The organism is Aliikangiella sp. G2MR2-5 (genome assembly GCF_015687155.1).
GTDB lineage: Bacteria > Pseudomonadota > Gammaproteobacteria > Enterobacterales > Kangiellaceae > Aliikangiella.
Genome location: NZ_JADPQF010000001.1, coordinates 1,564,626 through 1,588,117 on the forward strand (window position 1 = coordinate 1,564,626; position 23,492 = coordinate 1,588,117).

General features: G+C 42.7%; 19 protein-coding genes. 3 read left to right on the top strand and 16 right to left on the bottom strand.

Annotated elements, in window-relative coordinates; all coding sequences use genetic code 11:
* Positions 1-107: 107 nt before the first annotated feature.
* The 3 genes from IYN84_RS06440 to paaG all read right to left on the bottom strand — a co-directional run bounded on the left by IYN84_RS06440 (position 108) and on the right by paaG (position 3,578).
* Positions 108-1,691, bottom strand: coding sequence for a HAMP domain-containing sensor histidine kinase (locus tag IYN84_RS06440; protein ID WP_196138327.1), 1,584 nt, complete (start codon positions 1,689-1,691; stop codon positions 108-110).
* Positions 1,692-1,694: 3 nt separating this feature from the next.
* Positions 1,695-2,627: an ABC transporter substrate binding protein gene (locus IYN84_RS06445; RefSeq protein ID WP_196138328.1), complete on the bottom strand. Its 933-nt coding sequence runs from the start codon at positions 2,625-2,627 to the stop codon at positions 1,695-1,697.
* Positions 2,628-2,789: 162 nt separating this feature from the next.
* Complete coding sequence (gene paaG, locus IYN84_RS06450) at positions 2,790-3,578, bottom strand: 2-(1,2-epoxy-1,2-dihydrophenyl)acetyl-CoA isomerase PaaG (RefSeq protein WP_196138329.1); 789 nt, start codon at positions 3,576-3,578, stop codon at positions 2,790-2,792.
* A gap of 151 nt (positions 3,579-3,729) precedes the next feature.
* On the opposite strand from paaG, the gene IYN84_RS06455 reads away from it, so the two are divergent.
* Positions 3,730-4,317 carry a transferase hexapeptide repeat family protein gene (locus IYN84_RS06455; RefSeq protein ID WP_196138330.1) on the top strand — a complete coding sequence of 196 codons (588 nt, stop codon included), beginning with the start codon at positions 3,730-3,732 and terminating at the stop codon, positions 4,315-4,317.
* Here IYN84_RS06455 and IYN84_RS06460 read toward each other — a convergent pair.
* The 11 genes from IYN84_RS06460 to metB form a co-directional block, all read right to left on the bottom strand.
* Positions 4,307-4,552 (bottom strand): hypothetical protein, encoded by a 246-nt coding sequence (locus tag IYN84_RS06460; protein ID WP_196138331.1) that lies wholly within the window; start codon positions 4,550-4,552, stop codon positions 4,307-4,309. The genes IYN84_RS06455 and IYN84_RS06460 overlap by 11 nt on opposite strands.
* A gap of 196 nt (positions 4,553-4,748) precedes the next feature.
* On the bottom strand, positions 4,749-6,815 hold the full coding sequence (gene paaZ / locus IYN84_RS06465) for a phenylacetic acid degradation bifunctional protein PaaZ (protein ID WP_196138332.1): 2,067 nt from the start codon (positions 6,813-6,815) through the stop codon (positions 4,749-4,751).
* A gap of 60 nt (positions 6,816-6,875) precedes the next feature.
* The gene (locus IYN84_RS06470) at positions 6,876-8,156 is read right to left on the bottom strand and encodes a dihydrolipoamide acetyltransferase family protein (RefSeq protein WP_196138333.1); all 1,281 of its coding nucleotides are present in this window, start codon (positions 8,154-8,156) and stop codon (positions 6,876-6,878) included.
* Positions 8,157-8,171: 15 nt separating this feature from the next.
* Entirely contained in the window at positions 8,172-10,274 is a 2,103-nt protein-coding gene (locus IYN84_RS06475; protein WP_196138334.1) for a transketolase C-terminal domain-containing protein, read from the bottom strand.
* 309 nt (positions 10,275-10,583) lie between these two features.
* The gene (locus IYN84_RS06480; RefSeq protein ID WP_210330308.1) at positions 10,584-11,411 is read right to left on the bottom strand and encodes a zinc-dependent peptidase; all 828 of its coding nucleotides are present in this window, start codon (positions 11,409-11,411) and stop codon (positions 10,584-10,586) included.
* 88 nt (positions 11,412-11,499) lie between these two features.
* Complete coding sequence (locus tag IYN84_RS06485; RefSeq protein WP_196138335.1) at positions 11,500-12,279, bottom strand: DUF4922 domain-containing protein; 780 nt, start codon at positions 12,277-12,279, stop codon at positions 11,500-11,502.
* Positions 12,276-13,415, bottom strand: coding sequence for a hypothetical protein (locus IYN84_RS06490; protein WP_196138336.1), 1,140 nt, complete (start codon positions 13,413-13,415; stop codon positions 12,276-12,278). The genes IYN84_RS06485 and IYN84_RS06490 overlap by 4 nt, the downstream gene beginning before the upstream one ends.
* A 15-nt stretch (positions 13,416-13,430) precedes the next feature.
* Positions 13,431-15,341 carry an ATP-binding cassette domain-containing protein gene (locus IYN84_RS06495; RefSeq protein ID WP_196138337.1) on the bottom strand — a complete coding sequence of 637 codons (1,911 nt, stop codon included), beginning with the start codon at positions 15,339-15,341 and terminating at the stop codon, positions 13,431-13,433.
* 102 nt (positions 15,342-15,443) lie between these two features.
* Positions 15,444-16,361 (bottom strand): methylenetetrahydrofolate reductase, encoded by a 918-nt coding sequence (gene metF, locus IYN84_RS06500; protein ID WP_196138338.1) that lies wholly within the window; start codon positions 16,359-16,361, stop codon positions 15,444-15,446.
* On the bottom strand, positions 16,361-17,824 hold the full coding sequence (locus tag IYN84_RS06505; RefSeq protein WP_196138339.1) for an aspartate kinase: 1,464 nt from the start codon (positions 17,822-17,824) through the stop codon (positions 16,361-16,363). The genes metF and IYN84_RS06505 overlap by 1 nt, the downstream gene beginning before the upstream one ends.
* Positions 17,817-19,013 carry a cystathionine gamma-synthase gene (gene metB / locus IYN84_RS06510; protein WP_196138340.1) on the bottom strand — a complete coding sequence of 399 codons (1,197 nt, stop codon included), beginning with the start codon at positions 19,011-19,013 and terminating at the stop codon, positions 17,817-17,819. Before metB ends, IYN84_RS06505 begins: the two co-directional genes overlap by 8 nt.
* Positions 19,014-19,270: 257 nt before the next feature.
* Between metB and metJ the strand changes: the two genes are divergently transcribed.
* Positions 19,271-19,561 carry a met regulon transcriptional regulator MetJ gene (gene metJ / locus IYN84_RS06515; RefSeq protein WP_196138341.1) on the top strand — a complete coding sequence of 97 codons (291 nt, stop codon included), beginning with the start codon at positions 19,271-19,273 and terminating at the stop codon, positions 19,559-19,561.
* Between the two features lie 168 nt (positions 19,562-19,729).
* Here the strand turns inward: metJ and cysK are convergent, their stop codons facing one another.
* Both cysK and cysG read right to left on the bottom strand, forming a co-directional pair.
* Complete coding sequence (gene cysK, locus IYN84_RS06520) at positions 19,730-20,668, bottom strand: cysteine synthase A (protein WP_196138342.1); 939 nt, start codon at positions 20,666-20,668, stop codon at positions 19,730-19,732.
* A gap of 75 nt (positions 20,669-20,743) precedes the next feature.
* The gene (cysG, locus tag IYN84_RS06525) at positions 20,744-22,168 is read right to left on the bottom strand and encodes a siroheme synthase CysG (RefSeq protein WP_196138343.1); all 1,425 of its coding nucleotides are present in this window, start codon (positions 22,166-22,168) and stop codon (positions 20,744-20,746) included.
* A 278-nt stretch (positions 22,169-22,446) separates the two neighbouring features.
* On the opposite strand from cysG, the gene IYN84_RS06530 reads away from it, so the two are divergent.
* Positions 22,447-23,427 carry a LysR substrate-binding domain-containing protein gene (locus IYN84_RS06530; RefSeq protein ID WP_196138344.1) on the top strand — a complete coding sequence of 327 codons (981 nt, stop codon included), beginning with the start codon at positions 22,447-22,449 and terminating at the stop codon, positions 23,425-23,427.
* Positions 23,428-23,492: the final 65 nt, after the last annotated feature.

Sequence of the window (23,492 nt, forward strand, 5' to 3'; positions counted from 1 at the left end):
TAGTTCGAATTATTTTAATAGAGTCTAGTTTAAATCAAAATATTCTCAAGCAATAACGACGAATATTCTTAAAAAAATCAGTTAATTAGCAAGATTTGATGTACAAATTACTGCGCTGAAACGGTTAAAACCTGACCTTCTAACTGTAGAGGAATGGAAACTCTAAATGCGGTACCAACACCCTCCTCACTTTCAACGGTAATCTCTGCCCCCATCATTTCACAGAAATTCTGTGTAATCGCCATCCCAAGACCCGTGCCTTCAAACTTACGTGACTGGCTGCCATCAACCTGAGTGAATTGCTCGAATATGTAACTCAATTTATCTTTTGGAATTCCAATCCCTGTATCCTCAACAGAAAAACGTAATGCCTTATCATCGTTCTCTATTTTAAAAGTGATTGTGCCATGCTTGGTAAACTTGCAGGCATTACTTAAAAGGTTGAGAAATACCTGCATCAGCTTCTGACGATCAATATTCAATGATTCCGCCAACTCTCCCTTCTCCAAAACCAACTTATTGTCATTGGCATTGGCCATAGGAGTCACAGTTTCAATTGTATCACTGACAAGATAATGCATGCTGACCGACTGAATATAGAGGTCCATTTTTCCCGCTTCTATTTTTGCGATATCAAGAATATTATTGATTAATCCAAGTAAAATATGAGCGCTACGAATTGCTTTCGTTAAGTCTTCTACCTGTGCGTCCAAACATTCAAGCATTAAGTCTTCTCGCACCAGATCAACATAGCCAATAATTGCCTGCAGTGGTGTTCTTAACTCATGGCTAATGTTTGCTAAAAACTCGGATTTGTGTCTACTCGCGGTTAAAGCCGTATCTCGTGCCGCTTTTAACTCCTGAGTTCTAATTTCTACTTCCGACTCCAGATTCGCTCGATGTTTCTCCAGTTCCGCCCTCTGCTTTGCCAGACGACTCATCATTTGATTGTATACTGCCGCAATTCTTCTGATTTCCTTGGCGCCAGAGACTTCCGCAAAAAGATAATCTCCGGAATCGCCTGCATTTTTCATTGTTGTCGAAAGATTCGATAGTGGCGCCATTAAACGATTAATGCCCCAGCTCATCAAACCAACCAGAACTGCGGTAATAAGCGCACCAATCAGAATATTATTGATAAATATGGAACGTTGAATTTGAGCGAGTGCACTCTTGTCGTAATTTAGAAGAACATAACCAAGATACTGGACAGAGCGCTGCACTTCATCCGGCTCAAAAAATGCCTCATCATCAACTTCTTCTTCAAACAAGACCGGCGCAGCAAACACCCAGTATTCAGAAAACTCATTGACAAGAATGGGTTGTTGTAACTCACTCTCTAGTTGTTCTTCTATTTCGGAACCGCCTTTTTTGCTGACGGCCAACAAAGGTTGATTACTTTGTCCATATATAGCAACAGCATCTACTGACTCAAAACCTAACGCGGTATCAACTGCCTCTTTCGCGTTTTCCTGACTGCCTGTCAACAAGCCGACTACCGACTGTTGTGCAAAGCTATTCGCTATCTGCAGACCCGTTTTGATTGCTTCTTCTCTTACATTCTTGCTCGTTTGCCACGCGGTTACTATTGAAGTCGATAAAGAAAGTAAAACGACCCCAAAAACAAAGAAACTGATAAGCTGTTTCTTTAGCGCTGATTCAGATTTAAAAGTAATATTCCTGACGACCATCGCTTACTCCGGAAACGTTACTTTAAATGTATCGAGCTGCTCGTCTGAATACTTCAACCCTAAGTGGGCTGCGGTTCTCAAATTGACAGCAAGTTGAAGCGATTTAAGCGCTGCGAACTTTTCCTGCGTAGACTGGTCGGCTAACTCGTTCACCATAATCGCGAGCCGACTGCCCAATGCAACATTATCAGGATAAGTTGAAAAAAGAGCACCGCGCTTGGCATGCGAAGGTTTTGAGGAAAAGACAGGAACTTCCTTGGACCAGGCTTTTTCAAGTATCAAAGGTAATGTGACCTTGTCATGAGAAGACACTTTATCGAGTGGCAACCAAATCGCATCAACATTTGAGATATCTGAATCAAAAAGCTGATTGTAGAATGCAATTGCATCTCCCGTGCTTTCGACCTGCTTCGCATTTAATTCCAGTTTATGCTCGATAGCAGCCTGTTTCGCTAATTCGATCAGCCACTCATTTCTTTGACTATAGGCAACATGAATTCTGGCGACCTCTGGTGCTACTTGTTTTAGATAATAAAATAAACTTCCCGGATCGGATATCAAACTGATCCCGGATATTCCGTTTGGGTGTATTGGAAGTGCTCCGGAAACGACGGTAATATCAGCAGGAAGCTTCTTCGCCAGCTGATACCCAGCTCTTCCCAAAACGATAACTTTTTTTATTCCCTGGACTTCGAGCTTTTGAGTAATTTCAGAAACATCAAACTCTTTTGGTAAGACATTTTCGATCACCTCAGTCCCCGCTGAAGTTTTAACTCCTTGCAGAATCTCCTGGTAAATAGTTTTATAGGGTTCACGAACTTCAGGATAGAAAACGGCGACTTTGCTTTTCTGATTGGCATGAAGAATAGAGACGGGTGAAAGACTTCCGCTGAGCAGAATAAAAATGGTTATTATTATGCGAGTAATTGTTCCCAAATAATATTGACCCGGAAAAGCTTCAATCTTGAGTATACATCTTTTTGCAAGTTTTTTACCAAGATTGAAAGCAAGTAGTAAAAGCCAACAGCGGCAAGCGACCCAGAATCCCAAGCCGCCTACTCATTGTCTAATTATTAATCTGGCGATCAGTGCTAATGATTAGCTTCCTTTGAAATTTGGTTCACGTTTTTCAATGAATGCCGCCACGCCTTCACGATAATCATGACTACGACCAAGATGTTGCATTGCAAGACGTTCTTTCTCTAATTGATCGTTCAGACTGAAATCAAAAGCATTGTGAACCAGTGATTTAATGTTGGCCAATGCTTCAGTAGGTTGAGTTGCCAGATAATCAGCCATTTTTTGTGCTTCTTCAAGAAATGCCTCGTCATCAGCAACCTGATATATCAATCCCCATTGCTCGGCTTGTTCCGCTTTAACTTTATTTCCCAGCATTGCCATAGCTTTTGCTCTGGGAAGACCTATTGCTCGAGCAAAGTGCCATGAGCTACCTGAATCAGGGATTAATCCCACCTTGGCAAATGAAAGGATAAAACTTGAGGAACGCGCAGCTATAGTAATATCACACGCCATAACAAGGCTTGCACCGGCGCCAGCAGCTACACCATTTAAAGCACAGATAACCGGCATTTTTAAGTTGGTGATTCTACGAATTAACGGGTTATAGTACTTCTCAACCGACATTCCGAGATCAGGTGCCTTTTGATCGGCACTCACAGCTCTATCGTTCAAATCTTGACCAGCACAAAAACCTCTTCCTGCTCCTGTAATCAACAAACAACGAGTTTCGCCATCCGTTGCAATATCATCTAACGCAACCTGCAATTCTTCATGCATTTCTACATTAAAGCTATTTAAGCGATCTGGTCGATTTAAAGTCAGTTTGGCAACGCCATTGTTTTTTTCTAACTCGATTGTTTGGTACATAGGAGAGCCTCGTTTATAATTCGTTTTCAATAATTCTTTTTCAGTAGGTGGTAGTTTCTCAATTACTACCTTGTTATGGGCGCTAGTATACCGTTTTTATATGGTTCGATAAATCGCCCATTGAATAATTAAGTTTTAATGGAAGTCGCCAATGCCAATCTATGCCATCGATAATTTTATCCCGGTTATTAAAGCCAATAGTTATGTTCATCCAAGTGCGGAAATTATCGGTGATGTTATCATCGAAGAAAACTGCTTTATCGGGCCCTGTGCAGTGTTAAGAGGCGATTTCGGACGTGTTCATATTTCCCATCACAGCAATGTTCAGGACAACTGTGTGCTTCATAGTTTTCCCGACAAAGATTGTTTTTTGGAGCCCTACAGCCATATTGGTCACGCTGCGGTATTACATGGTTGTCGTATTGGAGAAAATTCGCTAATAGGAATGAATGCAGTAGTAATGGATGATGCAGTGATCGGTAAAGAATCAATGGTCGCTGCCAGCTCCTTTGTCCGTGCAAAATTTGAATGCCCTCCTCGTTCCATGGTTATGGGGACACCCGCCAAAATAGCGCGAGAATTAAGTGAACAAGAAGTCACCTGGAAATCCAGAGGCACTCAGGAATACATCGAACTGACAAAGCGCGCTTTAAGCAGTATGCGAGTCATCGAACCGCTTTCAGAAGTTCAGGAAAACAGACCTCGATTTCAAGATTCAGAACACAAAACTAAGTCTTAAATGAGTGCGCAGCTCTTACTAGCTCTTTATACGAGCAATAATTACAGTCAGGGCTCCACTTTTGTTCGTATAACTTTTTGAGTTTGGAAGCGGTGATACTCACCGTCACCAGACTTTCTCCACTATCGTTAACAATTTCCTGGCTCGGCGAATTGTCGATCAAGCTTTGCAATTCGATCATCTCTCTTTCGGTTAATTCGATAAGAATTGACAAATCGGCTAAAGATAAATCCAATTTAATATCCTGTCCGTGAAAAAGAAAATCAAAAATATGTGGATAAGAATTTCCTGGTTAGCCAAAAGCTTTCATTAGTGAATGGCTTTCAGAATGGCAAAAAATTTTAGGTTAGCAAAAATACTTTCCACCACATAAGTCACTTGCTTTCTTCTTCCCTCTCGAAAAAGAGAGGGAAGTGAAAACAGCGTGCTTTTTAAGCGTCGGAGTTTTTACGCTCCACCAAAGTTAAAATGTCATAAATTGCTACCGGATCGTTATGCTGGTTCGTTACCTCAACAGCCCAGGCAACTACACCAGTATGGAACTTATCATCCGGCTTCTTGCCTTTATTGATTTTACGCTTACATGTGAGTTTTACCTGAATCGTATCACCTATTGCCACTGGCTCAACAAAACGCAAGTTATCAATACCATAATTGGCAATTACCGGCCCTACACCAGGGTCAACAAACATGCCTGCTGCCGCAGAAATCACAAAGTAACCGTGTGCAACACGTTTTTCAAAGAATGAATCTTTAGCTGCAACTTCATCAAAATGTGCGTAGAAATGATCGCCGGAGATGCAGCCGAAATTAACAATATCAGCTTCGGTTACCGTACGACGATGTGTCGTTAATGACTCTCCAATTTCAAGCTCTTCAAAATACTTTCTAAATGGATGAACAGGATCATTCTTTACTTGTGCTCCCGGCGCGTATTGATTGGTAATTGCCATAATAGAAGTAGGTGAACCTTGAATTGCGGTTCGCTGCATATAGTGCTTAATAGCTCTTGCGCCACCTAACTCTTCACCACCTCCGGCCCGGCCTGGTCCACCATGAACAAGTGGAGCCAAAGGAGAACCATGTCCAGTCGATTCTTTTGCGCATTCAGCATCAATTACCAGCATTCTCCCGTGGTGAGAAGCCGTACCCAAAATAATGTCACGCGCGTTTTCTCTACTTCTGGTAAATACCGATCCGGCGAGCGATCCTTTACCCATTTTCGCCAGCAGAATTGCATCATCCAGATTGTCGTAAGGCATCAAAGTGCTAACCGGACCAAAAGCTTCTACTTCGTGAGGAGTTGTTGAAGTTAATGGATTCTTACAGTGCAGTAAGGTTGGCGCCATAAACGCTCCTTTATCACCTTCAACCCCAATCGTTTTAAACTGTTCGAAACCATCAAGTACGCATTCGCTAGCCTGTTTAAGTTGCTCTACTGCGGCTAGTACATCGTCGCGTTGAGCCTTTCCTACCAGCGCGCCCATTCGAACACCTTCCTGAGTTGGGTCTCCAATTACGGTACCCGTCAATCGCTTGATCAGCGCTTCAGTAACGGCATCAATTTTATCAGTTGGAACAATTGCACGGCGAATAGCTGTACATTTTTGTCCCGCTTTGGTAGTAATTTCTCTCGCGACTTCCTTGATATACAGATCAAATTCTGGATCTTCGACTGAAACGTCGGGAGCCAAAATACAACAGTTAAGGGAATCCGCTTCCATAGTAAATGGAATGCTTTTGGCAATAATATTTTTATGCGCTTTCAACATTTGACCCGTTGATGCCGAACCGGTAAAAGTCACAACATCCTGCTCGTTGAGGTGGTCCATGATATCGCCGACACTACCACAGATTAATTGCAGTGAACCTTCTGGTAGAATTTTAGATTCAACGATTGCTTTAACGACAGCTTCGGTTAAATAACAGCTAACGGTTCCAGGCTTAACAACAACCGGTACACCAGCAATCAACGTCGGTGCAATTTTTTCCAGCATGCCCCAGACAGGAAAGTTAAATGCATTAATGTGAAGAGCAACGCCTTCCTTTGAAGTAAGGATATGTTGACCAACAAAAGTACCACCGGCTGACAAAGGCTCAACGTTACCTTCAACAACAAATGTATCATTATTCAGCTCTCGACGAGCAATACCGGTATAGCTAAATACAGTACCGATACCGCCTTCAATATCAACCCAGGAGTCGGCTTTTGTCGCACCGGTCATATAGGAAATTCGGTAAAACTCATCTTTTCGATCCATCAGATATTTTGCGACAAGCTTTAATTTTTCTGCTCGTTCATGAGTCGTCAATTTACGCAGAGCAGGCCCACCAACATTTCGTCCGTAGGCAAGAACTTCGTCAAAACCACTGGTTAAAGATTTTACCTCACCGATAACTTCATCATTAATTGAGTTGACTAAAACATCGCTACGTCCGTCACCAGAAACCCATTCGCCGCCGACATAACTTTTAATTAAATTTTCACTGTTGCTCATTTTATCTTCCAGAATTTTCTATTTTGTTCTGCTATGACTTTAACTAATAATGAATATTAACTACTGTCCCCAGTTCTCGATGACATTTACAAAATGACTCAAGAACAGGTTCGTCTGGTGCGCATCCAGCGCTCTATGATCAATACTTAAAGAAACGTAACATTTAGGACGAATAACCATTGTATCTACACCATTGACTTCTTCAACCACAACTCGCTTTTCAAGTTTACCAACCCCCAGTATAGCCACTTGTGGTTGATTAATAATGATGGGCGTTGCAAATAAGCTTCCACTCACACCATGGTTGGAAATAGTGATTGTACCATTCTTCATATCGTTCGCAGTCAGCTTACCATTTCTCGCCTTGGTGGTCATTTCACCAAGACGTTTTGAAATTTCAAACAGATTCATTTCCTGAACCTGTTCAATAACAGGAACAACCAAACCGGCATCACCCAAGGCGGTACCGACACCGATATTTACATCAGTAAATATTTCCAATGCATCAGCATGAAAGCGCGCATTGGTTTGTGGCACTTCTTTGACCGCTTTAGCCATTGCTGCAAGAAAGTAAGAGGTAAATGTCAGTTTAACACCCAACTCTTCATATTCTTTCTTATGCCATTTGCGGTGTTCCATAATATTAGTCATATCCATTTCAAACACACTGGTCACATGGGGTGATGTTTCCAACAGGCTTTCCACCATATGACTGGCAATGGATTTACGCATTTGTGAATGCGCAACCATTTCGCCTTTAAGAGGACGACTTTGTCTGTCGATACTTGCCAAAGGACTCGGCGATTTTACCGGTGCAGCTTCCTGTGCTGTCTCGATAGTGCGAGGTTTAGGATCTTTGAGATAATTAATAACATCATCTCTGGTCACCCTTCCCCTTTTACCAGTTCCAGGGATAGGCTCGATAGTCAGGTCATTTTCTCTGAGCAATCGTCTGACAGCAGGACTGATAAATGCGCGCGCGCTTTCATCACCGGATAGTTCGGTTGTGCTTACCTCAGCGGTTTCAGTAGTTGCTGACATTTCAACCATTTTCTCGGCACTCGCTCCGACGCCAGATGTGACAACAGCATTCACTTCACCGATTGCCAACTGACCCAATACTTGCTCAGGCGCCACATCGTCACCCAGATTAGCGGTCAATTTGGAAATAACGCCGTTTGCATCGGCACAAACTTCCATGACAACCTTATCTGTTTCCAGCTCAGCCAAAGGATCGCCTTTCTTAACCGAGTCTCCTTCTTTTACCAACCAGGCAGACAAGGTTGCAGAAGTTCCTTCTAGCTGCCCTTCAGGCAGAACAATATCAATTAAGTTACTCATCGATTTTCTCCAGCCCTAAACTTCTATTAAGTCTTTCATTGCCTGCATGATTTTTTCCTGAGTAGGAACTGCTGCATTCAATAAATGAATATTATGCGGATTAGGTGTGTCCGGCATAGTTAAACGCTCGATCGGCGCATCCAGATCAAAGAAAGCTTCTTTGGCTAATATTGCAGAAATTTCTGCACCGAAACCGGCGGTCAAATTATCTTCATGAACTATCAGACAACGCCCAGTTTTCTTAACTGACTCAAGTACCGCTTCTTTATCCCATGGTTGAATCGTTCTCAGATCGAGAACTTCAACGCCGTTGGCAAGCTCCAGGGCAGCGCCTTCGCAGCGCTCAACCATCGCGCCCCAGGTAACAACGGTTAATTTGTTTCCACGAGTCAGAATTTTTGCTTTCCCCAGCGGTAGTGCGAAATCATCACCTGGATAAGGACGTCGTGCCCAGCGATTATCCAACAGGAAGCGGTGTTCAAAGAAAATTGTCGGGTTGTTATCTCGTAAGGCAGTTCTTAAAAGACCGACCGCATCTTCGGCATTTGATGGCATAACCACCTGCCAGCCAGTTTTATGAGCCCACTCGACTTCGTCTGACATTGAGTGCCAGGGATCACCACGACCTGCAAATCCACCGGGAATACGAACAACCATAGGTGCTGCGAACTGGTTATTGGTTCTCCAGCGCATAATTCCTGTATCAGTCAGTTGCTCTGCTGCTGGCTCCGCATATTTTCTAAACTGTATCTCGGGTACCGGCATCAGTCCGGCAAGCGCCATTCCCACTGAACGACCGATAATACCCTCTTCAGACAAGCTGGTATCAAACACCCGGTTATTACCGTATTTCTGGTTTAGCCCTAAGGTTGCAGCATGAACCCCCCCTTTTGGCCCAACGTCCTCACCAAAAACAAGTACTCGATCATTATTGGCCAGCTCAAAGTCCAGAGTCTGTCGAATAGCTGTCAACATGTTTAATCTCGGGCCTTCGGGTTTGGCTTCTACCGACGTTTTTGGAAATTTGAAATCGTCAGCATGTAGTCCACCACGCAGTTGAACTTCAGGATTACCAAAAGCATCTTTTTCAGCGTAAACATAGCGAGTTAATTTCGAGGTATCCGGCTCCGGACGTTGTTTCGCCTGGTCAACCGCATCTTTGACTTCCTGATAGGCTTTTTCTTCAATCGCTTTCCATTGCTCAGCCGTCACAACACCGTATTTTTCCAGATGGTCTTTCAATTTGGGTAGTGGGTCGTTCGCCTGTTCCTCTGCCACCAGCTCGGCGGGCTTATAAGTCTGCGTATCCTGAAATGTATGACCACACAGACGAGGTACCCTGAGTCTTAACAAGCAGGTTCCCAGTCCGGCACGAGTGTAATCGATGGCTTCCTTAATCAAGCGTGGCGCTTCAATTGGGCAGGTGCCGTCACCATCAACAATTTTAAGGTTTTTGTAGGATTTAAGATTGGCCACCTGGTCGCCACCCGGCGTTTGTACTTCCTGAGGAACAGAAATTCCGTAACCGTTGTCTTCGATATAGAAAAGATGCGGTAGATTATTTGTGGTAGAAATATTAAGTGCTGCCCAGAATCCGCTGGTAGACATGGAAGAGTCACCGCCCATAGAAACACCTATTGCACCTCGATAACTATCGTCTTTCAATTCATCGCGATAATACACAATTGACTGAGCCCAGCCTGAAATAGGCGAATATTGTGAACCTACCCCGCCACACATAGGGAAAAGCATGGCGCCTTCTCTTTTAACATTGGGATAGTTACAAACGACACCGATGTCTCGACCATCGCTATAGCCGCCTGACTTAGCCATTGGTGAAGCCACAGCATCGACAATATCCAGTCCTAAAGATAGAACAAAAGGTCTTGAGCGATAATAACCGGTAGCACCATCATGAGGATGAGTTAACAGAGAGCCGATAAGGATCTGAGCCAGATCGTGTCCTCTGGCGGAGAACTGGTTAAACACCAGCTTTGCCGGAACCAGTTCCTGCTCTTCGATATCGTCCATCGCGCGGGAGAGCAACATGGTGTATACCACTTTCTTCCAATCAAAATCCGGGCTTGGTGCGTTTGAGTCGACTGCTTCGATTGCCATATGTCTCTATCCTGTACCTGTTATCTTGCGGGTAATTGGCACCAGTTGATTGTAATTACTTGATGTTTCACCTCTAGCTTCATCTTGATAAACAGCGTTTGAGCCGCTAGCGCAGGTATTTGAACCTGCCCCTGGCCTGCTACAAAACGGGCTAGTGTAATTTTAGCTGGTGCTTGATGATATGTAGCTAATTATAATTTAGCTTGAATTGAGCTTTCAACAACTTATTTGCAGCTGCAATCTTTATTGTGATATTTCAAACAGATTACGAAAATCTAATAATTGTAGTAATTGCGAAAACAATGGTCCTTACCATACAGAAGGATCCAGCTGATAGTAATCCTTCAGCTCCTTATATAGATCAGGGTGTTGTTGTTTTAATTCGAAGGTTCTTTCAAAGAAAACCTCGGAAGAAACAGCGAAAAACTCGGCCGGATTAGTGGCTCCATAAGGGTCAATTAGTGTTTTATGGCCTTTTCTGATTTGACACTCAAGATTCTCAAACTCCTTCTGGAAGACTTCAGACCATCTTTTTATTGAATTATTCGCAAGAAAAGGAGCGCCATTGGCCGCTCCTGTAGCCTGATCCAGTTGATGGGCAAACTCATGAATGATCACATTGTGGCCGTCCTCCTGATCCAGTCCACCTTCCTTTGAATCTTTCCATGAAAGAATGACCTTTCCCAGCTCCCACGACTCACCACTTAAGACTCTATGATGTTCCTGAAGAACACCCGCTGAATCTACTCCTTTATGTTTTGCTACAAACGCCATGGGATACACATAGATCGACTTTAATTTAGGATAAAATTCAATGTCTCGATTAAGAATCAACAGGCAGGCTTGCGCAGCAATAGTGACTCGAATTTCATCGGTGATCTCAAGCCCTTCGAATCCATAGAACTCCTTTTCATCGAGAAATATTTGAATTTTGTCTTTAAGCTGTAGCTGCAAATCGGCAGGCATCCGATAGAAGTAAGGCACATTCTTGCGCAAAATCTGCCGCCAGGACTTTGGAAATGGAGTCTCTGCAACTTTCTGCCGTCTCCATTTATCCCATTTGGGACGAAAAACAATAAAAGTAATTAATGCAGCCGGAATAAGGAGAAGCAAAACTATTGGAGTATCTATTTGCAATTGAGAAGCGCTCGATTATTAGAGTTGGCAATAAGACTTTATTTGAAGGCGAAAACTGCTTTTTCAAGCCTGAAGCCAAAAATAATCGTCAGCGGCCGCTCACGGCAAAAGAACATTCCGTCAACACCGACAAGCAGGAGTTTTCTTTCAAATAAGTGTGTTGTTCTTCAGATTTTAACAAGAAGTATCCTGCATAATTTAAACCATTGAGAAAGATATCTTCATGTTTAACTTTGGAACGAGGAACAATCAAAAACCAGCGATTAGTTAGAAGAAGATTATTAGCTTTGCAATAGGGTTTCGCTAAAAGTGCTAACTCCTTCATACCTGCAAGATAACAAGAATAAACATCCTCTGCATTCAATTCATCAAACCGATAGAGCTTGTGCTCAAATGGCAATTGCCCCTTAAGAATTGTGGTCTCCAGTGGTGCTTTTCCTAGAACAAGCTGCATGTGACGGTGTGGTTGACTTGCCCCGGCATCTCTTCCGCCGTTATAAAAGCCCAGCTCATCTCCATTTTGGAAGCATTCAATCCATGCAGCAAAATCCTGCAGCGTTAAAGCTTCGCGCTGTTCGACAAATGTTTTACTACAAACCAGAATGTGGGGTGTTAACACTGGAAACTTGTTTAACAGACAAACATGCTCATCACCGATATCGCACACATACATGTCGTCATCATAGGGTAAGAACGGGTTACCTTGAGTTTTGGAAGTGGATATTTTTGTATGAATATTTTGATTAATTACGCGTAACTCAAAATCAATCGAGTCCTGACTTAACTGCTTCGCATTTGTCGTTATCGGGAACAATGATCCACAATTTTTTGCTGAAATAGCAATTTTTTCTGCTTTTGACCATATCATTTTTTGCCACCTGGACAAGGATTGTAGGCAGGATCACTGGAACGCCTCACGGCTTCTTCTACCAAAAGTGCGTGCGCTTCAATCTCACCGTAATTAATCAGAGCTTGTGACCAGTATTGAAATAGTGAATGATCATACAATGCCAGATTAAACACTTTTGAGTAATCTTCTCCTGAAATGGCAGCCAACACTTCCTCGGCCTTATTTTTATAGCTATTTGCCATCTCCTGATTACCTAACGTGGCATAAATATCATTTTGCAGGTTGTTTCCCAATACTCTCTCGATACCACTAGTCGAATCAGCGGCTATGCGCTCTCCTACTCGTAAACATAGTTCAGAGAACTCAACATTTATACTAGAGTTTTCTTTACACCAGTTTGCAAATTGATACGCTGGAAGCTCGTTTGCTGCATGAACGCCCAATACAGTCAGTCCAATTTCATTTTCTGAATATCTGGACAAATCATTCATCGCTCGACTATAAAGGGAAAGCTTCTCCCCCAAATAATCTCGGTAATCGGGTGCGGAAAGAAAGGCTTTTAACGATTCAACAACCTGAACTACGTCATTTTTTTGAATTTGTAACGAGGAGTAGAGCAACCAAGCTTTTGCATTATCCTTGTGTGCACTTAATGACTCCGCGATGAGGTTATCCTCACAAGAAGGAGTCAATTCGATCGAGCAATTTTTTAGTATTTCCCAATAAAGAAGTTCTTTATCTTCCACGTAAGGTAATAACCAACCAAGCTTTTCAACTTTTTCATTGCGCAAATCTGACTCCCATTCAAAAATCTCTAGCAACGCAGATTTTTTTCGAGAGTAATCTTTATAGTCTTGGATCATATCCTCGACAGAAAAACTTGTTCTAGCAGAACCGTGTCCTCCATCATCAATACATTCGATAATATATCCGTCGCCAGTTGGAGTAGTAACCCCGCTCCTTGTCATCACCTCATTATTTTCGCTATTAAGTTTCTCATTAGTAACAGGCTTGTTAACTATTTCTCTTTTGCCTTCATTGTGCTCTACTTTTGATTCCTCATTTTTTACTGGCTCGATGTAAATACTACAAGAATAATAGGCCAACCCTACAAAGGCGAAAAAAAATAAAATTGCAATTCCTGTTTTTACCATTGATTTTTTCCTGGCCTAGTTTTCCTTCAAATTAGCCACTTTTTCTTCCAGCTCATCCCAAAGTTCATAGTCTTTAGCCAGCTCTTCCTGTAAACGTTCAAACTCTTTAACCATTCCATCCGCTTTTTCTCTATTTTGATAAAAATCCGGTTGTGACATGGCTTCTTCTATTTCACCAATTTTTTCTTCAGCAGCCTCAATTTTCGCTGGCAATTCATCAAGCGCTCGCTGCTCTTTATAGGAAAGCTTGGCAGGTTTTGGCTTAGACTTGGCTTTTTCCTTTTTTGCCTCACTTTTCTTTTCTTCTCTGGGCTTGGCATTTTCAAAATAATGCTGCCACTCCTGATACCCTCCCACTATTTCAATAATCTGATAGAGCTTGGTGTCTTCGCCTCGCAGCGGGGGTAATTGGTTATCAAATACCAATAATTCCGAACAACAGTTATCCAGGAATAAACGGTCATGGCTAATAATGATGACCGTTGCCTTAATTTCAACCAGCATTTGTTCCAAAATTTCCAGCGTTTCAACATCCAGATCGTTGGTAGGTTCATCCAGTACAAACAGATTAGCCGGTCGAGTGAATAATTTAGCAAGCAATAAACGATTGATCTCCCCACCCGAAAGTGAGCTGGCGGGAGCACGAACATTGTCAGCGGTAAAATTAAAATCAGCCATATAACTGATTACGTGAAGCTCCTTCCCATCAACCACCACAAAATCTTTACCATCGGCAATATTGTCTGAAACCGTTTTATTTAAATCGATGGCTTCACGCAATTGATCGAAATAGGCAATTTCCAGTGTATCTGAGACTTGAATATCACCGGCGAAAGGTTTTATTTGACCCAAAAGCGTTTTTATAAAGGTCGTCTTGCCACTACCGTTATCACCCAGTATTCCGACTTTGTCGCCTTTTTGAATAATCGTCGAGAATGGCAGGTTCAGGGCTTTATCGTAACCCACTTGTAAGTCATCGAGTTTAGCGACGACTTTACTGCCGGCAGTTTCCACGCTGGCTTTAATATTACTGGTGCCGACTTGATTACGTCTTTGTGATCGTTCTTCTCTCATCTTTTTGAGCGCACGGACGCGACCTTCATTACGTGTTCTTCGAGCCTTGATGCCTTGTCTTATCCAGACTTCTTCCTGAGCCAGTTTCTTATCGAACTCGGAATTGACCTTCTCTTCTTCTTTGAGTTGTTGCGCTTTAAGTTCGGTATATTTCTGGTAGTTTCCAGGGAAGAAGTTGATGTGACCACGGTCTAGCTCCATGATGGTGTCAGCGACTTTGTTCACAAATTGGCGGTCATGCGATACAAACAACAATGCCCCTTTAAACTTTACTAGCTGTTCTTCAAGCCATTGAATGCTGGAAAGGTCGAGGTGATTGGTCGGCTCGTCAAGAATGAGCAGGTCTGGCTCCTGAACCAGAGCTTTTGCCAAAGCAGCACGGCGACGCCAACCTCCAGAGAGCTCGGACATTTGTACGGCGCCATCCAGTCCTAAACGGGACAAGGTCTGTGAAACTCTTGTTTCAATAGTCCAGCCATCATGAGCATTGATCAGACTCTCCAGTTCAGCGACTTTCGGCGAGTCCATATCTTCCATGATGAGTTTCTGGTATTGCTCCACCCACTCTTGAACTTCCGCCAGTCCGGTTTCAACAAATTCCCTGACCGTCAAAGCAGACTTTTCAGGCAGTGCTTGCGGCAGGAATCCAATCAGGTGGTTACGAGAACGGTTAATCACGCCATCATCTGGTGCCACTTCACCGTTGATAACTTTTAGCAGAGTTGATTTACCGGTACCGTTACGTCCTACCAGACAGACTTTCTGCCTTTCTTCGAGAGCAAAAGAAGCGTTATCGAGAAGAATTTGTGGACCATAAGCGAGTGAGAGCTTATCACCGCGGATTAAAGACATGCTATACCTTGCCAAAGAAATAAAAACTGGCAGCATTCTAGCAAATTAGTATTCGGCTGTATAAGGCTCTGTCGCTTTCAGAGCCTTAATGTGGAGATAAACTTAAACAGCTATCGCCTGAGGGACCAAAGAACGCTCACGAACCCCCAGAGAGTGGCAGATCGCATAGGTTAAATCGGAGCGATTAAGGGTGTAAAAGTGGAAATCTCGCACTCCTTCCTTGGCGAGAACCTTAACCTGCTCGATGGCTACATTAGCCGCGATCAGGTTACGCGTCATGGGGTCATCATCCAGACCTTGATAAAGACGATGCATCCATTGTGGAACTGTCACATTGGTCATTGACGAAAATTTAAGCAGTTGTTTAAAATTGGTTACCGGCAAAATTCCCGGAACTATTTCTACTTCTATCCCTGATGCCAGACAGCGATCCCGATACCTTAAATAGGTCTCAGTATCGAAAAAGAACTGACTGATTGCCCGAGACGCACCTGCATCGACTTTCCTCTTCAAATTTATCAAATCAAACTGCGAATTGGGCGCTTCCGGGTGAACTTCCGGATAAGCCGCGACACTGATTTCAAAATCGGCAACTGACTTAAGTAGCTTCACCAGATCGAGCGCATACATATTAGGCTGTGTTTGAGTTTGCTCCGGCAAGTCTCCACGCAGCGCAACAATATGTCTTATACCCGAATCCCAATAGTTTTGAGCAATATCTACAAGCTCTTCCTGACTCGCACCAATACAGGTTAGATGAGGAACCGGGGTCAGTGAAGTTTCATTTTGAATCTTATTAATAATGCGATGCGTTCTTTCACGTGTCGAATTATTTGCACCATAAGTAACACTGACGAATTTTGGTTGTAATCCTTCCAGTCTTTGGATTGATTGCCACAACGTCTGCTCCATCTCTGGTGAGTTCGGTGGAAAAAACTCAAAAGACACGTTTACCTTGCCTTCAAGGTCGTTTAAATTTTGGTTCAGGATCTCAACCTGCTGAGCGTGATTAAATCCCATTATATGATTGCCTCTACTTGTGAACCTGTTAGTTCATCTTGTTTATTGTAAGTTCTATTATTGCTATAGACAGTGGAAGCTGTTCTATCAAAAGTTAACTGCGGCTGAAAACAGATTGCGAATATTTTTTCCAGTAACACTTCCGGTGTTGGACTATTTGTTGCCAAATAGATTGAATGTTCATCTCTATTATTCAGAAATTTAAGTTGCGATTTTTCTTGAATGCCACTCAATATTTTTTGAGTCAACTGATTATTTTCTGAAGCTTTATATCCGACCAAAGCAATTACACTACACTCTTCTTTTAATACACTAATATCCAGTTTTTTGCTTATACTGCCGTGGCTCGAAAAACAATCTAGTGCCTGTTGAAGATGGCAAGTATCAATGAGCAATGAGGCCCTTTGCCTGGCATCTGCTATTGTTTCTCTCTGTTCAACTTCGCAGTTAAGTACAACGACATGTTTTTCAAATAAGGAATGAATAATCCAGTCAAGCAATACTTTTTCTTCGAAATCAAAAACTATTGTGCTCAAATTTGTTTTTAGAGCAGCTGATTTAATTGAAAACTCTGTTTCTGAAAACAGGCTAACCCGAGTACAGGAAGAATCTGGTGCCAACGACGAACGAACAAATAGCGGAATATTCCTGTCAACTAACGGCGCGATCGCTTTTTGATGGAGCACATTGGTTCCAACAGAAGCAAGAGAATTGGCCTCCTCATAACTGAGGTGCTTAATTGGAAAGGCCTTGTCAACCAACCGGGGGTCTGCAGAATAAATTCCTTTAACATCTGTCCATAAATTTACACTTTCGGCCTGGCCAAACCTGGCAACTAGTGAAGCACTATAGTCACTTCCATTACGTCCCAAAGTAATTGTTTTTCCGGCAATGTTTTTCGCAATATAACCGGTAATTATTTTTCTTTTGCCATAATTACCGTAAGTATTTCTGGTCAATCCGGAATTGAAGTATGAAACGTCAAAGCTTTTAAAATCATCGATGCTGCCGGTTATAAAAAGCTCCCTCGCATCAATAAACTGAGCACTGATATGTCTTTCTTTTAGCAAAGCGACAAGTAACCTTGCCGACCAGACCTCACCATAGGATAGTATTTCATCCTGTGTTTTATTCTGACTTTGTAAATCAACAAGGTCTTTTTCAAACAAACCTAAGGTTTCTTCTGGCTGGGTCAAAGTATCTTCAATCAACGGTTGGTAATAAGTCTTTATGGCTTGTAATGCCTGCTTTCCCCCCTCACTCAACTCTACAAGAAAATCGGTGATATCACCATTTGCCGATACAACGATATAATCATCATTGCTCGAATATTTTTCAATTATATTAACAACATTGTTAAGCCGTTTCGCACTCGCCAAACTTGAACCGCCAAACTTGTGAACAGCAACTTTCTGCTGCTCACTCACTTGATTTTCAAACCGGCAACCAATCAAGCTAGCCATTTGAAACTTCCTTGACTTCGTGCAAGCGACACTGTTCGAATCCACTATCCAAATCAGTCAATAGATCTTCAACATTTTCAATACCAATTGAAAGTCTCAACAGGTTTTGTGTGATACCAGCAGTTATTTGATCTTCAATTGCTACTGCGGCATGAGTCATGGTTGAAGGATGACAAATTAAGCTTTCTACGCCCCCCAAAGACTCAGCAAGAGAGAACACAGAAAGTCCGCTCAAGAATTTTTTAGCATCCTCAACATCACCATTCAGCTTGAAGGAAATCATTGCACCAAAGCCACTCTGTTGTTTCTTGGCGATTTCATGGCCTTCATGGTCTTCAAGACCAGGAAAATAAACTTTTTCTACTTGAGGATGTGCCTGTAGGTACTCAGCAACTCGAAGCGCATTTTTACAATGGCGTTTAATACGAACATCCAGCGTTCTCAAGCCTCTAAGAGTCAAAAAACTATCAAAAGGAGCGCCCGTTATCCCGGTACAGTTCGCCCACCATTTCAAGTCCTCATATACGGCTGCGTCTTTGGCAACAACAGCTCCGCCCACGACATCACTGTGGCCATTAATATATTTGGTAGCGGAATGGATTACAATGTCAGCACCAAGTAATAAAGGTTTCTGTAAAACGGGCGAAAGGAAAGTATTATCGACTACTACAAGTGCGCCCTTCTCTTTGGCAAGTCGCGAAATTTTTTCAATATCCACCACCCTTAGCAAAGGATTACTGGGTGTTTCTATCCAGACTATTTTCGGATTTTTTTCCAGACCCGCGAGTAAAGCCTCATCATTTGTTTGGTCAACAAAATCTACACTAATAATGCCTTTTTCATTATATGAGCGAAATAATCGAAAACATCCTCCATAACAGTCATGAGGCGCTAAGACACGTTCGCCGGCTTTAAGTAGCTGCAAAACCAGAAAAACTGCAGACATGCCACTCGAGGTAATGACGCCGCCCACACCTTGTTCCAGATCAGCTATAGCTTGTCCCAAAATTTGTCTTGTAGGATTGCCTGAACGAGTGTAATCAAACTCCCTCGGCTCATCAAAGCCGGCAAAGCTGTAATTGCTCGACAAATAGAGCGGCGGTGTAATTGCACCATGCTGAGTATCGGTCTCGATACCCGCCCTGACAGCAATGGTATCGCTAGCGAAATGGTTTACTACTTTAGTCATTTTGTGTTCCTCGATTAACTCGTTTCCCATTAAGGGATTTTTCTGGTTCCACTGGCTCGCGGGAAAGAATTCTGATCAGGTGGCGTATATCCACACGCCGACCTCTTCTCAGGTTTTGTCATATGACCGAACCACCCATAGAGCCGTTTGGACGTCTATATGCCTAGAAGTATATTTGGGTTTTTTCATATGTCAAGATGGTTAGATGGCTAAAATGGTGTAAAATAACCACGAATTATTAAGATTTAGAGGATTCTATGGCTAAAGAGTGGAATGGGGAGTTCATTAACCCCTATGTAGAACACGGTTCTAAGAAAGAAAATGTAAAGAAAATTACGGTTTCAATTCCATACAAGGTGCTTAAGATCTTAACTGACGAGAGAACTCGCCGTCAGGTCTCAAACCTGCGCCACGCAACGAATAGCGAGCTATTATGTGAGGCTTTTCTGCATGCTTACACGGGGCAACCTTTACCGACCGATGAAGATTTAAGCAAGGAAAAAGAAGATTATGTTTTGGCCTACGCCGAGCAGGAATCAGAATCTTAAGTAAATTTAAAGGCCATAACCACAGCGCCAGGACATAACCAAAAGTTATTCACTTTGCGCAACGAAAAGGCGCTGTTAGCGCCCTCTCGCATACCCTGGCTCGTCACTCTTCATTAAGACTCGAAGAGAAATTCGTAACATCGCGAGCATGGGTACAGACAATTGCCACTAAACTTCGTCAGAAGCCTCAGTAATGCCTTCGAACAATGGAGTGCTCAGGTAACGCTCTCCAGTGTCCGGCAACATAGCCAGAATCACCGATCCTTCAGCCGCTTTTTCGGCAACATTCAAGGCCGTTGCGAAAGTAGCACCAGCCGAAATTCCACAGAATATGCCTTCATTTTGCGCCAGAGCAAGTGATGTTTCGATGGCTTTGTCATCTGAAATAGTCAACACTTCGTCGATAACATCACGATTTAGCACCTCAGGAATAAAATCAGGAGTCCAACCCTGGATTTTATGGGGATTCCATTCTTTTCCGTGGAGTAATGCTGCACCTTCAGGTTCAGTTCCGATGATTTGAATTTCAGGTCGAGCGGCCTTGAGTACCTGACCGACACCAGTAATGGTTCCACCTGTACCGTACCCACTGACGAAGTAATCCAGACGCTCACCGGCAAAATCTCGCAAGATTTCCGGAGCAGTTGTATTACGGTGGTATTCAGGGTTTGCTGGGTTTTCAAATTGCTGTGCCAGGAACCAACCATTAGCTTCAGCGAGTTCAGCGGCTTTCTTAACCATTCCTGTACCTCGTTCAGCAGCCGGAGTAAGAACAACCTTGGCACCAAGTGCTTTCATAATTTTGCGACGCTCTACTGAAAAGCTTTCAGCCATGACTGACACGAAAGGATAGCCTTTGGCAGCACAAACCATCGCCAGGGCGATACCAGTATTACCTGAAGTCGCTTCGATTACCGTCTGACCAGGTTTCAAACGTCCTTTTTGCTCTGCGTCATTAATAATAGCAAACGCCAACCGGTCTTTAACCGAAGACAACGGATTAAAGAACTCTGCTTTGACATACACAGTGACATGCTTTGGTGCCAGCTTATTAACCTTAATGATTGGCGTGTTGCCGATAGTCTCGAGAATCGAGTTATATTTCATTGGATTTTCCTTTATAAATTAAATAGATATTATTTTAAGTTAAATTTAATTCTTTACTATTTAACGAGCTATTAATTACAAATTGACTACTTTTTTCAAGTCAGGCTGAGAAAAACAGGAGTCGATCATGCTTCCTCTTGAATACCATTGTAGCTCATTTGCCAGTGAAGCGACCTCTCCGACAATAATCAAAGCAGGAGACTTAACATCATAAGATTTGGCTAGTTCAGGCAATTCAGAAATTTTCCCGAGAATTACGCGTTGCTCACTAGTTGTCCCCTTCTCAATAATAGCCACTGGCGTTGAACCGGCACGACCATGACCAATCAATTGTTCAGCGATTCGTTGACTTTTAAGTAATCCCATATAGAACACCAGTGTCTGATTTGGTTTTGCCAGATCCACCCAATTAAGGCTTGACGCTTCTCCCTGCTCGTGTCCGGTAATAAACCTGACCGATTGGGCGAAATCACGATGAGTCAGCGGGATACCAGCATAGCCGGCGCAACCAATAGCGGCAGTAATTCCCGGAACTATTTCAAATTCAATATTTGCTTGTACCAGTACTTGCGCTTCTTCTCCTCCACGCCCAAAAATAAAGGGGTCGCCACCTTTAAGGCGAACTACATCCATTCCCTGTTCGGCAAATTCGACCAATAACTCATTAGTTCTGTTCTGAGTTACAAAGTGCCTGTTCGCTCTCTTCCCCACATGAACCAGAGTCGCATCTTTGCGCACACAATCCAGAATATCCCGCGATACCAGGGCGTCATACAATACTACATCTGCTTTTTGCAAGATTTTAAGTGCTTTGACGGTTAACAACTCAGCATCACCAGGACCTGCACCAACGAGATAGACTTTGCCTGACTTCTGGTCTCTATCCTGATAGTCAGCAATCGCGCCTTCAACGCCAGACTCCAAAGACTCAGGTTTTGTCATTGCTTTTTCAATATACCACTCTGAAAAACGCTTGCGCTCAATCATCGAGTTGAATTTTTTTTTAGCCAGCGGTCTAAGTCGCTTTAAGTTCGCCATTAGCTGTCCAAAGTTTGCGGGCAGCAACCACTCTATTTTCTCTCTCAGCTTGCGCGCTAACACGGGGGAAACCCCTGAGCTGGATACGGCTATTAACAAAGGCGAACGGTCGATAATCGCGGGCATAATAAAAGTGCTTAACTCAAGACTGTCGACAACATTAACCCAAATATTGTGAGTCTTAGCTGAGTCACTGACCTGTTTGTTAATCAGGTTATCATCGGTAGCAGCAATCACCAGATAAACATTTTTCAACAGTTCGATAGTAAAATCACCTTTGATTAATTCTATCTTTTCCTGTTCGGCCAATTGAATGATTTCGGTATTGAACTCGTGACTAACCATTTTAACCATTGCTTTCGCTTTTAACAGGTGCTTCAGCTTACGCGCAGCAACTTCACCTCCACCAACTATCAGGCAGAGTCGCTCTTTCATATCGACGGTAATTGGCAAATAATCCATAAGTATTAACCTTCAAATCATTGGTTATTTGATCAAACTTTATCCAGACAACATCAGAACATGAGCGCACAAATTTAAGAAATAGGCATTTGCTCTTGGAACATAACCAGCAGAAATACCCACTGTTCATTAGGGCTAGATGGTTATTTTCGACTATCAGACCTATTATTAATAAGGTATTGCTATTCCCTTCAAAGGGTGTTAAATTTGCGCCATCTTGACGTCTGGACGTCCAAATGAAATATAGAGATTAGGGTATAAACCCGTGTGAAAATGAAATGAAACTACATCAATTGAAATATCTGGTCGCAATCGTCGAAAATAATTTCAACATTACAACCGCGGCAGAAAAGATCTACACCTCACAACCGGGTATCAGTAAACAACTGCGCTTGTTGGAAGACGAACTCGACCTGAGAATATTTGAGCGAAGCGGAAAACAGCTAATAGGCTTGACAGCTTTAGGTGAAGATGTTGTAAAACATGCGCGCCGCGCCCTACAGGAAGTGGAAAACATTAAACGGATTTCTCAGGACAAAAACCAGGTAGAGTCTGGCAGTTTTAGTCTGGCAACAACACAAACTCAGGCCAAATATGTGCTACCTCAGGTATTTAAGCGTTTTCATGCTCGCTATCCTAATCTGCAAATCGACATTCAACATGGTTCCGCTGAGCAAATGAGCGATCAACTCGATAAAAAGCAGATCGATTTTGCAATTGCTTCAGATAATACTCAATTATCACCGGACATCATCAAAGTCCCTTGTTATCACTGGGACAGAGTCATAATCTTTCCTCAAGATCACCCTTTGGGTGATCTAACTAAACCAACGCTGGAAGATCTTGCCAGGTATCCTATCATTACCTATAAAGAGCCAACAGTTGGTGAATCCAGTCTGGTAAAAAGCATGAAAGCTAAAGGCTTGAAGCCGAATATTGTTTTTACTGCCAGAGATGCAGACGTGATAAAAACTTATGTTCAGAACGGTATGGGGATAGGCATTGTCGCCAGCATGGCTTTTAACCCAAAGGAAGATCAGGACTTGATTGGCTATTCCGCGAAAGGAATATTACCCCGCTGTACAACCTGGTTAGCTTTTAACAAAAACCTTTTGCTTCGTCGCTATATGTATTGCTTCATCGAGCTCTTCGCACCACATATAACCAGAGAGTGGCTCGAAAGCTACATCAATAAAGATGCAGCTTACGAAAATCGGTTTATACAAGCGAACAATAAAAGTCCGTTGCCGATGCATTGATATTTAGTGAATTGAAATCAGAGCAACCTCTGACTTCTTGGCCTTGATAGTTACCTGTTAAAAAA